Origin of the sequence: Pseudoalteromonas sp. 2CM37A (genome assembly GCF_023161885.1) — a bacterium.
GTDB lineage: Bacteria > Pseudomonadota > Gammaproteobacteria > Enterobacterales > Alteromonadaceae > Pseudoalteromonas > Pseudoalteromonas atlantica.
Genome location: NZ_JALNTJ010000007.1, coordinates 1 through 13,586 on the forward strand (window position 1 = coordinate 1; position 13,586 = coordinate 13,586).

General features: G+C 43.4%; 8 protein-coding genes. All 8 read right to left on the reverse strand.

Annotated features, from left to right (window positions below; genetic code table 11):
* Positions 1-557, reverse strand: a 557-nt coding sequence (locus MTF68_RS15040) for a GTP-binding protein (protein ID WP_248462945.1), incomplete at its 3' end; no start/stop codon positions are given.
* Between the two features lie 62 nt (positions 558-619).
* On the reverse strand, positions 620-2,734 hold the full coding sequence (fusA, locus tag MTF68_RS15045) for an elongation factor G (protein ID WP_024032049.1): 2,115 nt from the start codon (positions 2,732-2,734) through the stop codon (positions 620-622).
* Between the two features lie 27 nt (positions 2,735-2,761).
* Positions 2,762-3,232 (reverse strand): 30S ribosomal protein S7, encoded by a 471-nt coding sequence (gene rpsG, locus MTF68_RS15050; RefSeq protein ID WP_004588211.1) that lies wholly within the window; start codon positions 3,230-3,232, stop codon positions 2,762-2,764.
* 97 nt (positions 3,233-3,329) lie between these two features.
* Positions 3,330-3,704 carry a 30S ribosomal protein S12 gene (gene rpsL / locus MTF68_RS15055; protein ID WP_002958885.1) on the reverse strand — a complete coding sequence of 125 codons (375 nt, stop codon included), beginning with the start codon at positions 3,702-3,704 and terminating at the stop codon, positions 3,330-3,332.
* A gap of 193 nt (positions 3,705-3,897) precedes the next feature.
* The gene (gene rpoC / locus MTF68_RS15060; RefSeq protein ID WP_054983402.1) at positions 3,898-8,070 is read right to left on the reverse strand and encodes a DNA-directed RNA polymerase subunit beta'; all 4,173 of its coding nucleotides are present in this window, start codon (positions 8,068-8,070) and stop codon (positions 3,898-3,900) included.
* 104 nt (positions 8,071-8,174) lie between these two features.
* Positions 8,175-12,200, reverse strand: a complete 4,026-nt coding sequence (gene rpoB / locus MTF68_RS15065; RefSeq protein WP_248462947.1) for a DNA-directed RNA polymerase subunit beta — start codon at positions 12,198-12,200, stop codon at positions 8,175-8,177.
* A gap of 272 nt (positions 12,201-12,472) precedes the next feature.
* Positions 12,473-12,835, reverse strand: a complete 363-nt coding sequence (gene rplL, locus MTF68_RS15070) for a 50S ribosomal protein L7/L12 (RefSeq protein WP_004588208.1) — start codon at positions 12,833-12,835, stop codon at positions 12,473-12,475.
* Positions 12,836-12,910: 75 nt separating this feature from the next.
* Positions 12,911-13,405 carry a 50S ribosomal protein L10 gene (gene rplJ / locus MTF68_RS15075; protein WP_024032046.1) on the reverse strand — a complete coding sequence of 165 codons (495 nt, stop codon included), beginning with the start codon at positions 13,403-13,405 and terminating at the stop codon, positions 12,911-12,913.
* Between the last annotated feature and the right edge of the window lie 181 nt (positions 13,406-13,586).

Below are 13,586 nucleotides of genomic sequence, written 5' to 3' on the forward strand. Positions count from 1 at the left end.
TCCCACTGCTTTTCGCCTTCAAGTGCTTTAAGAGCAGAACCTTGAATTAGTGGTAAGTCATCACCTGGGAAGTCGTATTCAGAAAGAAGTTCACGAACTTCCATTTCTACTAGCTCAAGTAGCTCTTCGTCGTCAACCATGTCACATTTGTTCATGAATACAACGATGTAAGGTACGCCAACCTGACGAGAAAGTAGGATGTGCTCACGCGTTTGTGGCATAGGGCCGTCAGTCGCAGCTACTACTAAGATAGCGCCGTCCATTTGAGCAGCACCAGTGATCATGTTTTTAACATAATCGGCGTGTCCAGGACAATCTACGTGTGCGTAGTGACGAGTTGGTGTATCGTACTCAACGTGAGAAGTTGAGATTGTGATACCACGCTCGCGCTCTTCTGGAGCGTTATCGATTGATGCGAAATCTTTAGCAACACCGCCGTATACTTTTGCAAGTACGTTAGTGATTGCTGCAGTTAGTGTAGTTTTACCGTGGTCAACGTGGCCGATTGTACCAACGTTTACGTGCGGTTTTACGCGTTCAAACTTTTCTTTTGCCATCTTAAAAAATTCCTAATTAAGAAATTAAAGCCTGACTCACTATTGAGCCAGACAAGCTAAAATCATATAACAGCGCGAGCTGAAATTATTGTATCTGCAACATTTTTAGAGGCTTCAGCGTACTTCAAAAACTCCATAGAGTAAGAAGCACGGCCCTGTGTTGCAGATCGTAAAGCAGTTGCATAACCAAACATTTCAGAAAGAGGAACCTGAGCATTAACTTGCTTAAGTCCACCTATTGCATCTTCCATGCCTTCGATTATGCCGCGACGACGGTTTAAGTCGCCAACTACATCACCCATGTTTGAGTCAGGAGTGATTACTTCAACCTTCATCATTGGCTCTAAAAGTACAGGGTCAGCCTTAAGCGCCCCAGCTTTCATTGCCATTGAACCTGCAATTTTAAATGCCATTTCATTCGAGTCTACATCATGGAATGAACCATCATATAAAGTCGCTTTAACGCCAAGTAATGGGTAGCCTGCCAGTACACCTTGAGACATTTGCTCTTGGATACCTTTGTCTACCGCAGGGATAAATTCTTTTGGAACCGAACCACCTACAGTTTCGTTAACGAACTCATAAATTGGTGCTTCATCATCCGAAATATCCATCGGTTCAAGTTTAACCCAGACGTGACCATATTGACCACGACCACCTGATTGACGTACAAACTTCCCTTCAACTTCAACAGTTGAACGAATAGCTTCTCGGTATGCAACCTGCGGCTTACCAACGTTACATTCAACACTGAATTCACGTTTCATACGGTCGACAATGATATCAAGGTGAAGTTCACCCATACCAGAGATTATAGTCTGGCCTGATTCTTCGTCAGTTTGTACACGAAAAGAAGGGTCTTCAGCAGCTAGTTTACCTAGTGCAATACCCATCTTATCTTGGTCAGCGATTGTGCGAGGCTCAACCGCAACAGAGATAACTGGCTCTGGGAACTCCATACGCTCTAGCGTAATGATAGAGTTCGGATCACACAGTGTCTCACCTGTTGTTACGTCTTTAAGACCAATAGCTGCCGCAATATCGCCTGCGTAAACTTCTTTGATCTCTTCACGTGAGTTTGAATGCATCTGTACGATACGACCAAATCGCTCACGCTTACTTTTAACTGGGTTATAAACCGCGTCACCCTGTTTAACAGTACCAGAGTAAACACGGAAAAAGGTTAAAGTGCCAACAAACGGGTCTGTTGCAATTTTAAATGCAAGTGCAGCAAACGGCGCTTTATCATCAGCTGGACGTTCTTCCTCAGTTCCATTTTCTAGGATACCTTGGATTTGTTTCACTTGTGTTGGTGCAGGCATGTATTCAACAACGCCATCAAGCACAGCTTGAACGCCTTTGTTTTTAAATGCACTACCACACGTAATGGGAACAATTTCGTTCGCTAATGTGCGTTGACGTAAGGCAGATTTAATCTCTGCTTCACTTAACTCTTCACCTTCTAAGTACTTATCCATTAGTTCTTCAGAGGCTTCAGCTGCACTTTCAACTAAATGAGAGTGCCATTCTTGAGCGAGCTCTTGAAGTTCTGCCGGTATTGCCTCATAAGAGAAAGTCATACCCTGGTCCGCTTCGTTCCAGTTAATGGCTTTCATTTTTATAAGGTCAATAACACCTTTAAAGTCGTCTTCAGCGCCAATTGGCAACTGGATTGGAACAGGCGTTGCTCCAAGACGAGATTTCACCTGGTCAACAACCGTTAAGAAGTCAGCGCCGGTGCGATCCATTTTATTTACGAAGATCATTCTTGGAACTTCGTATTTGTTCGCTTGGCGCCAAACTGTCTCAGTTTGCGGCTGTACACCTGATGAAGCACAAAGAACAACTACCGCACCATCAAGTACGCGTAAAGAACGCTCTACTTCAATAGTGAAATCTACGTGTCCTGGAGTATCAATAATATTGATACGATGGTCGTCAAATTGCGCGTCCATCCCTTTCCAGAAACACGTTGTTGCAGCAGAAGTGATTGTGATACCACGCTCTTGTTCCTGCTCCATCCAATCCATAGTTGCGGCGCCATCATGTACTTCACCGATCTTATGAGAAAGACCAGTGTAGAACAGAACACGTTCTGTTGTAGTGGTTTTGCCTGCATCTACGTGAGCTACTATGCCTATATTACGGTAGCGCTCAAGTGGAGTTGTACGTGCCATATGATCCTCTTAAAGGTTAAGGACAGATTACCAACGGTAATGTGCGAATGCTTTATTCGCTTCAGCCATACGGTGAACGTCTTCACGTTTCTTAACCGCAGTGCCTTTGTTGTCAGCAGCGTCAACGATTTCTTGAGCTAAACGTAAGCCCATAGATTTTTCGCCACGCTTACGTGCAGCGTCTACTAACCAACGCATACCTAATGCGTTGCGACGTACTGGACGTACTTCAACTGGAACTTGATAAGTTGAACCACCAACACGGCGAGATTTAACCTCTACCTGTGGACGGATGTTATCAAGTGCAGATTCAAAGATTTCTAGGTGCGACTTGCCTGATTTCTCAGCAGCCACGTCTAGCGCACCATAAACAATTTTTTCAGCAGTAGATTTCTTGCCGTCTAACATTACGATGTTAACGAATTTAGCAAGAAGTTCCGATCCGAACTTAGGATCTGGAAGAATTTTACGTTGACCTATTACGCGTCTTCTAGGCATTTTGTATCTCCGGTTTATTCAGGTTTGTCCTTTTGGAACAATCACCCAAAACAATAATTAATAATATTTAGTGCTTGGCCTTACTAACGGAAAACAATTAGCCTTTAGGGCGTTTTGCACCGTATTTAGAACGAGCTTGACGACGGTCGCTAACGCCTGCACAGTCAAGTGCACCACGTACAGTGTGAAAACGCACACCTGGTAAATCTTTAACACGACCACCACGGATTAGGATTACACTGTGCTCTTGAAGGTTATGACCTTCACCACCGATGTATGATGTTACTTCGAAACCGTTAGTTAAACGTACACGAGCTACTTTACGTAACGCTGAGTTTGGTTTCTTAGGTGTAGTTGTATATACGCGAGTACATACACCACGCTTTTGCGGACACGCTTTAAGCGCAGCTGAGTTACTTTTAGTAACCTTGCTACGACGTGGCTTACGCACTAGCTGGTTAATAGTTGCCATTTAAATAGCTCCTGAAATTAAAATTACTACTGAAAAAAATAAAAAAATCCGCCCTTTTTACAAGCTTGTAACATACATGCAAGTAAATGGGTGGCGGAATTTTAATGAGCAAAGTTTAACCTGTCAACCTAAACTCATCGTAAGACAGTAGATAACTGTCTTACGATTTATTAATCTGTTGATTAATAAGAGTTTATTGATTTCCAGATAAATCTGCGTTCAGAGCATCTGTTAGTGCTTGAGTTGCCTCTTCTGCACTTACTGTTTGCTCTTCAACAACTTCACCCTGCTTGCGGCGAGCCATACGGTCTTGGTGATACGCAAAGCCAGTACCGGCTGGGATCAGACGACCCACAATTACGTTTTCTTTCAGACCACGAAGCTCATCGCTCTTACCATTCACTGCGGCATCTGTAAGAACACGTGTTGTTTCTTGGAAAGACGCTGCCGAGATGAAAGATTCGGTTGCTAGTGATGCTTTCGTGATACCCATAAGTTGTATTTCAAACTTCGCTGGGATTTTACCTTGTTTTTCAAGGTCACGATTAGCGATATTAACGCGAGCTACTTCAATTTGCTCACCCGCTAAGAACTCAGTATCACCGCCGTCAAGGATGGTACATTTACGTAGCATCTGACGAATAATTGTTTCAATGTGCTTATCATTGATCTTAACGCCCTGCAAACGGTAAACCTCTTGCACTTCGTTAACAATGTAGTTAGCAACATGAGTCACACCACGTAGGCGTAAGATGTCATGTGGTGATTCAGGACCATCGGCGATAACTTCACCTTTAGACACTTGCTCACCTTCAAACACGTTAAGTTGACGCCACTTAGGAATCATCTCTTCGTAATGATCGCCTTCAGCTGGTGTAATAACTAAACGTTTCTTACCTTTAGTCTCTTTACCGAAGCTAATAGTACCTGTGATTTCAGCTAAGATAGCTGGATCTTTTGGCTTACGTGCTTCAAATAAGTCGGCTACGCGTGGTAGACCACCCGTGATATCACGAGTTTTCGAACCTTCTTGCGGAATACGTGCAAGTACGTCACCTGGGTTTGCTGTAACGCCATCTGTCACTTCAATTGTAGTGAATGAAGGTAGACGTGTTTCTTGCAAGCCGCGCTCTTCACTTTCGATGATAAGCTTAGGCTCTTTCGCATTTACTTTAGCAAGGTCTTTAACAACTACACGGGTTAAGCCGGTTAGTTCATCAGTTTGCGCTTCAGTATTTGAGTCATCAACATCGCTGAACGAGATTTTTGACTTATGCTCAAGAACGATTGGGTGACTATGCGGGTCCCAAGTAGCAACGATGTCGTTACCTTGAACTTCTGCATTGTCTTGTACTGTTAGTACCGCACCGTAAGGTACTTTATAACGCTCTTTTTCACGACCGAAGCTATCAATGATAGTGATTTCAGTTGAACGTGAAGTAATTACAATCTTACCGTCGGTATTAAGTACATACTTAGCGTTATGTAGTTTTAACGTACCGTCAGTTTTAACTTGTACATTATTTTCAGCTGATGCTCTTGATGCCGCACCACCGATGTGGAATGTACGCATCGTAAGCTGTGTACCCGGCTCACCGATTGATTGTGCCGCGATAACACCTACTGATTCACCCGCGTTGATGATATGACCACGTGCAAGGTCACGACCATAACACTTAGCACATACACCAAAGTCGTTATCACACGTGATAACAGAACGTACGCGAACTTCATCTACTGAGTGCTCTTCTAAAAGGTCACACAGTTTTTCATCAAGCATGATATTACGTTCTACTAATACAGTATCTGTATTAGGGATAACCACAGGCTCAGCTACAACACGACCTAGTACACGTTCGCGAAGTGCTTCTACAACGTCACCACCTTCAATAAGCGGTTTCATTGTTAAGCCATCTTCTGTGCCACAGTCGTCTTCATTGATTACCAAATCTTGTGCAACGTCTACTAGACGACGCGTTAGGTAACCTGAGTTAGCTGTTTTAAGTGCTGTATCGGCAAGACCTTTACGCGCACCGTGCGTTGAGATGAAGTACTGTAGTACGTTTAGACCTTCACGGAAGTTAGCCGTGATTGGCGTCTCGATGATTGAACCATCTGGACGTGCCATTAGACCACGCATACCTGCTAGCTGACGGATCTGAGCGGCACTACCACGAGCACCTGAATCGGCCATCATAAACACTGAGTTAAATGACGGTTGCTCTTCTTCTTCACCTTTCGCATTGATAACCGTGTCTTTAGACAAGTTGGCCATCATTTCACGTGATAAGTTTTCATTTACACGTGACCAGATATCGATAACTTTATTGTACTTTTCACCAGCCGTTACAAGACCTGATTGGAATTGTTGGTTGATTTCAGTTACTTCAGCTTCAGCTGATTCAATGATTGATGCTTTAACTGGTGGGATAACTAAGTCATCGATACCAATTGAAACACCTGACTTCATTGCGTAGTGGAAACCGGTGTACATAACTTGGTCAGCAAACACAACAGTGTCTTTAAGACCTAGACGACGGTAACACTCGTTTAATAAGCCAGAAATCTGCTTTTTACCTAATGCTTGGTTGATTGACTCAAACGGCATACCTTTAGGTAAAATTAGAGACAGAATTGCACGACCAACAGTAGTGTCGATAAGCGTTACAGTGTCTTCAACAACACCTGCTTCGTTAGTGATTGACTGACTAATACGCACTTTAACGCGCGCGTGAAGTTCTGCGTTACCACTACGGTATGCTTTTTCTGCTTCTTTAGGATCTTTAAATACAATGCCTTCGCCTTTCGCATTAATGCGATCGCGCGTCATGTAGTAAAGACCTAATACAACATCCTGTGAAGGAACGATGATTGGCTCACCATTCGCTGGAGATAGAATGTTGTTAGTAGACATCATTAGTGCACGAGCTTCTAACTGAGCTTCAAGCGTTAACGGTACGTGTACCGCCATTTGGTCACCATCGAAGTCGGCGTTGTAAGCCGCACATACTAATGGGTGTAAATGGATTGCTTTACCTTCAATTAGTACAGGTTCGAACGCTTGGATACCTAAACGGTGAAGTGTAGGTGCACGGTTAAGTAATACTGGATGTTCACGAATTACTTCGTCTAGTACATCCCATACTTCCGCTACTTCGCGCTCTACCATTTTCTTAGCAGCTTTGATTGTCGTAGCCATGCCGCGACGCTCTAATTTGCCATAGATGAATGGTTTGAATAGCTCAAGTGCCATCTTCTTAGGAAGACCACATTGGTGAAGCTTAAGTGTAGGACCAACCGTGATTACAGAACGGCCAGAGTAATCTACACGCTTACCAAGTAAGTTCTGACGGAAACGACCTTGCTTACCCTTGATCATATCAGCAAGAGATTTAAGCGGACGCTTGTTAGAACCTGTAATTGCACGACCACGACGACCATTATCAAGTAGCGCATCTACCGCTTCTTGTAACATACGTTTTTCGTTGCGTACGATAATATCTGGTGCAGCTAAATCTAATAGACGCTTAAGACGGTTATTACGGTTAATAACACGACGGTAAAGGTCGTTTAGATCAGATGTCGCAAAACGACCACCGTCTAGTGGTACTAATGGACGTAAGTCAGGTGGCAATACTGGAAGTACTGTCATGATCATCCACTCAGGGTTATTACCTGATTGGTGGAACGATTCCATTAACTTAAGACGCTTAGTGATCTTTTTACGCTTCGTTTCAGAGTTAATTGTTGGTAACTCTTCACGCATTTCTGCAATTAATTGGCCAAGATCAAGTTCACGAAGCAAGTCTAATACTGCTTCTGCACCCATCTTAGCTTCAAACTCATCACCGTGCTCTTCAAGTGCATCTAGGTATTCTTCTTCACCTAATAGTTGACCACGCTCAAGCGTTGTCATACCAGGCTCAGTTACTACGAATGATTCGAAGTAAAGAACACGTTCAATATCACGAAGTGTCATATCAAGCATTAAGCCAATACGAGACGGTAATGATTTTAAAAACCATATATGTGCTACTGGGCTCGCAAGGTCGATATGACCCATACGATCACGACGCACTTTTGTAAGTGTAACTTCAACGCCACACTTCTCACAGATCACACCACGGTGTTTAAGGCGTTTATATTTACCACATAAACACTCATAATCTTTCACTGGGCCGAAAATACGGGCACAGAATAAGCCATCGCGCTCAGGCTTGAAAGTACGGTAGTTAATAGTCTCAGGTTTCTTTACTTCACCGTATGACCATGAACGAACCATGTCTGGTGAAGCAAGACCAATGCGAATTGCATCGAATTCTTCGGTCTTATTTTGTTGCTTCAGAAACTTAAGTAAGTCTTTCACCTTAGCTCTCCTGTCGGAGTTAATCTTGAGGGCGGATAATCTCGCCCCTACATTCTATTCAGCCGTAACAGATGCTGCAGGGTTAACTGCAGCATCTAATTGGCTTAATTTTCTTCCAACTCGATGTTGATACCCAGTGAGCGGATTTCTTTCAACAATACGTTGAACGATTCTGGCATACCTGGTTCCATTTTATGGTTACCATCAACGATGTTTTTATACATCTTAGTACGACCGTTCACGTCATCCGATTTCACTGTTAGCATTTCTTGTAGAGTGTAAGCAGCACCGTAAGCTTCAAGTGCCCATACTTCCATCTCACCAAAACGCTGGCCACCGAACTGTGCTTTACCACCCAGCGGCTGCTGAGTAACAAGGCTGTAAGAACCAGTAGAACGTGCGTGCATCTTATCGTCAACCAAGTGGTTAAGTTTAAGCATGTACATGTAACCAACAGTTACTTGACGTTCAAACTGATCGCCAGTACGGCCATCATAGAGTGTAACCTGACCACTTCTTGGGTATCCACCAAGCTCTAGCATGTCTTTGATTTCGTCTTCTTTAGCGCCATCAAATGCAGGAGTAGCGATTGGTAAACCACCTTTTAAGTTATCAGCTAAACGACGAATTTCATCATCAGAGAAGCTAGCAATATCTACTTCTTGACGAGATTCACCGATTTCGTAAGCTTGCTTAATGAATTCACGTAGCTCATGTAGCTCACGTTGTTCCTTCATCATTTCCTCTAAGCGCTCACCAATACCACGTGCAGCTAGACCCATATGTGTTTCAAGGATCTGACCGATGTTCATTCGTGATGGTACACCTAGTGGATTTAGTACGATATCTACCGTACGACCTTTGTCATCGTATGGCATATCTTCTACTGGTACGATAGTCGAGATAACACCTTTGTTACCGTGACGACCCGCCATTTTATCACCCGGTTGGATACGACGTTTAACAGCTAGGTATACTTTAACAATCTTAAGTACGCCTGGTGCTAAGTCATCACCTTGAGTAATTTTACGACGTTTGTTTTCAAACTTCTTATCGTATTCAGCTTTAAGCTCATCGTACTGTGCAGCTAGTTGCTCAAGTTCAGCTTGCTTGTCTTCTTGTCCAAGGCTTTGAGTAAGTAGCTTTTCAGCATTTAGTGACGCTAAGTTGTCTTCATCGAAGCCTGCTGCAGCAAGTAGCTTGCGAGCACGGTCTAATACACCGGCTTCTAGAATACGGAACTCTTCGTTGAAGTCTTTCTTCGCTTCGCGAAGCTGCATGTCTTCAACTTCTAACGCACGCTTATCTTTTTCAACACCATCACGGGTGAAAACTTGTACGTCAATTACAGTACCAGTTACAGAGTTTGGTACACGTAAAGAGCTGTCTTTAACGTCAGACGCTTTTTCGCCGAAGATAGCACGCAGTAGCTTCTCTTCAGGTGTTAATTGCGTCTCGCCTTTCGGAGTCACTTTACCTACTAGGATATCGCCGCCTTTAACTTCAGCACCAATATAAACAACGCCTGATTCATCAAGCTTGCCTAGCGCAGACTCACCCACATTCGGGATATCTGCAGTGATCTCTTCAGGACCTAATTTAGTATCACGGGCAACACACTGTAGTTCTTGAATGTGGATAGTCGTTAGACGATCTTCTTCAACTACGCGCTCTGATAGTAAGATTGAATCCTCGAAGTTATAACCGTTCCATGGCATGAATGCCACGCGAAGGTTTTGACCAAGGGCTAAGTCACCTAAGTCAGTCGAAGGACCATCTGCTAACACGTCACCACGAGTAACCGGTTCACCAACCATGCACGTTGGTTTTTGGTTAATACATGTATTTTGGTTAGAACGTGTGTATTTAGTAAGGTTGTAAATGTCGATGCCCGCTTCACCAGGAATACGCTCATCGTCATGTACGTTTACAACGATGCGGCTAGCATCGGCGTACATTACTTCACCACCACGTTTAGCAACAATCGTTACACCAGAATCTTTCGCTAGTGTTAACTCAATACCTGTACCTACTAACGGCTTATCCGCTTTCAATGTTGGTACTGCTTGACGTTGCATGTTTGAACCCATCAATGCACGGTTAGCATCATCGTGTTCTAGGAACGGGATAAGTGCTGCCGCTACAGAGATCACCTGTTGTGGTGATACATCCATATATTGCTGGTCCATGCGACCCATAAAGGTAGATTCACCTTTGTGACGACACGGAATAAGTTCATCAACAAACTCATTGGTTTCAGTTAAGTTTGAGTTCGCCTGTGCGATAACAAACTGACCTTCTTCAATGGCTGATAAATAATCAACTTCATCAGTTACTACACCATCTACCACTTTACGGTAAGGTGTCTCTAAGAAACCGTAATCATTTGTACGTGCGTACGTAGATAACGAGTTAATTAGACCGATGTTTGGACCCTCAGGAGTCTCGATTGGACATACGCGACCATAGTGAGTTACGTGAACGTCACGTACTTCAAAGCCAGCGCGCTCACGCGTTAGACCGCCCGGACCTAATGCAGAAATACGACGCTTATGCGTTACTTCTGATAGCGGGTTATTTTGGTCCATAAACTGTGATAACTGAGACGAGCCGAAGAACTCTTTAACCGCTGCCGAAATAGGCTTAGCGTTAATAAGATCTTGTGGCATTATCGCGTCAAGGTCACCTAAGCTTAAACGCTCACGTACAGCACGTTCTACACGTACTAGACCAACACGGAATTGGTTCTCAGCCATTTCGCCAACACTACGTATACGACGGTTGCCTAAGTGGTCAATATCATCAACATCGCCTTGACCGTTACGAATAGCAATTAATACTTTCATAACAGACACGATGTCTTCTTTGCTTAATGTGCCAGGGCCTGTGTCTGTATCGTAACCAACACGGCTATTGAACTTCATACGACCTACAGTAGATAAGTCATAACGTTCTTCAGAGAAGAATAAGTTCTCGAATAAGGCTTCAGCCGCGTCTTTCGTCGGTGGCTCGCCTGGGCGCATCATGCGGTAAATTTCTACTAATGCTTCTAAACGGTTGCTAGACGAGTCAATATTTAATGTATTTGACATGTAAGCGCCGCTGTCCACTTCATTGATGTATAACGTCTCAATTTTAGTGTGACCTGCTTTAACCAATTCAGCCATCAACTCTAGTGATAGCTCGTCATTAGCGTTTGCAATAACTTCACCTGTTGACTCATCAACATAGTTTTTAGCTACAATACGGCCAATGATGTACTCATGTGGTACTTCTAATTGATTAATGCCTTTTTTCTCGATGCTCTTGATGTGGCGAGCCGTAATACGACGACCGCTTTCAACAAGTACTTCACCGTCTTCGCCTTTGATATCAAAAGCGGCAGTTTCACCACGTAAACGTGAAGGCACAAGTTCCATAAGAACTTTACCGTCAGTTACTTCAAACGCGGTAGTATCGAAGAACATATCTAAGATTTCTTCGCTAGAGTACTCAAGTGCACGTAAAATAATAGACGCCGGTAATTTACGACGACGGTCTATACGTACATATAAGTTATCTTTTGCATCAAATTCGAAGTCTAACCATGAACCACGGTAAGGTATAACGCGTGCGTTATATAATACTTTACCCGATGAATGGGTTTTACCGCGGTCGTTATCAAAGAATACACCAGGGCTACGGTGTAGCTGAGAAACGATAACACGCTCTGTACCATTGATTACAAAAGTACCGGTATCAGTCATGAGCGGAATTTCGCCCATGTAAACTTCTTGCTCTTTAATGTCTTTAACTGTGCCTGGAGCTTCTTTGTCCATAACTACAAGACGCAGTTTCACGCGAAGTGGAGCAGAATAAGTCACACCGCGAATTTGACATTCTTTTACATCGAATACTGGCTCACCAATACGATAACTTACGTATTGAAGCTCAGAATTTCCCGAGTAGCTTTTAATAGGGAACACAGAACGGAAGGCTGCTTCCAAACCATGATCGCCATCAGCGTCTGGGACTAAGAATTTTTTAAACGATTCTAACTGTGTCGACAGTAAGAAAGGTATATCCAAAACTTGTGGACGTTTACCAAAATCCTTACGGATACGTTTCTTTTCAGAATAAGAGTAAGCCATGGGGTTCCTCAGCTTGCTGATCTTTGACCCGACCTGTTCTTGTAAGAACAGACTTAACTGGCATCTATGCCAAGATTTACAACATTTAATTGTTGTTCTAATTAACTCCGCCTTAGCAACACTAGCAAACTATAAAGCGTTGAAAGTAAAGAGAAAATCAGATTTTATTTGAGCTATAGGAATACATAACTCTATAGCGCAAAAAGGCCGGTGATTAAATAATCACCAGCCCTTGCCTGATTACTCAGGCAGCGAACCTAGCGTGAGCTAGATTACTTAACCTCAACTTCAGCACCAGCTTCAGTAAGGTCTTTTTGAAGTGCTTCAGCTTCTTCTTTAGATACACCTTCTTTGATAGGTGCAGGAGCAGCTTCAACAAGAGCTTTCGCTTCTTTAAGGCCTAGGCCTGTTGCGCTACGTACAGCTTTGATTGCCGCAACCTTGTTAGCGCCAGCGCCAGTAAGGATTACGTCAAATTCAGTTTTCTCTTCAGCAGCTTCAGCAGCAGGACCTGCTACCATAGCAGCTGCAGCAGTTACGCCGAATTTTTCTTCCATTGCTTCAACAAGAGCAACAACGTCCATTACTGACATTTCAGCAATTGCGTCAAGGATTTGGTCTTTAGTTACAGACATTACAAATTTCCTAATAATTAACGGACTCTAGGTCCAAATAAATTTACACCGAAAGAGAGGTTAAACAGCTTAAAATTAAGCAGCTTGCTCTTCTTTCTGTACACGTACTGCTTCAATTGTTTTACACAATTTGCCAGCAGACGCTTCTTTCATAGCGCTCATTAAGCGTGCAACAGCTTCATCGTATGTAGGTAATGTAGCAAGCATTGCTGCATCTACAACATTTCCTTCAAAAGCGGCCGTTTTAACTTCGAATTTCTCATTCTTTTTCGCGAAATCTGCGAAGATACGCGCAGCAGCACCAGGGTGCTCTGATGAGAAAGCGATTAAGCTTGGACCAACTAACGAATCAGATAGACATTCAAATTCAGTACCTTCAACAGCACGTTTTGCTAGAGTGTTACGAACAACTTTCATCCATACACCAGCTTCACGAGCTTCTTTACGAAGGGCTGTAATTGCGCCTACTGCTACACCACGAGAATCTGCAACAACTGCAGAAAGAGCACCATTGGCTGCTTCGTTGACTTCAGCAACAATTGCTTTTTTGCCTTGAAGATTTAAAGCCATGGGTGTTACTCCTGGTCTAATGGGTCACCGACACTCGGCTTCCCTGTTTTACTCTTCCCTATCAACAAACTTGATAGAGATGCTTTTTACGGCGAGAGCCAGAAGAGATTAGGAAAAATCTATCTGGGGATTCACACCGTCTACGTAGGTAATATTAAGGCCGAAGCCGCCTACGGTCTTG

Bases quoted from the DNA above. Each gene is read 5' to 3' on its own strand.
- rpoB (WP_248462947.1), bottom strand. From the start codon at position 12,200: ATGGCTTACTCTTATTCTGAAAAGAAACGTATCCGTAAGGATTTTGGT.
- rpsL (WP_002958885.1), bottom strand. From the start codon at position 3,704: ATGGCAACTATTAACCAGCTAGTGCGTAAGCCACGTCGTAGCAAGGTT.
- fusA (WP_024032049.1), bottom strand. From the start codon at position 2,734: ATGGCACGTACAACTCCACTTGAGCGCTACCGTAATATAGGCATAGTA.
- rpsG (WP_004588211.1), bottom strand. From the start codon at position 3,232: ATGCCTAGAAGACGCGTAATAGGTCAACGTAAAATTCTTCCAGATCCT.
- rplL (WP_004588208.1), bottom strand. From the start codon at position 12,835: ATGTCTGTAACTAAAGACCAAATCCTTGACGCAATTGCTGAAATGTCA.
- rplJ (WP_024032046.1), bottom strand. From the start codon at position 13,405: ATGGCTTTAAATCTTCAAGGCAAAAAAGCAATTGTTGCTGAAGTCAAC.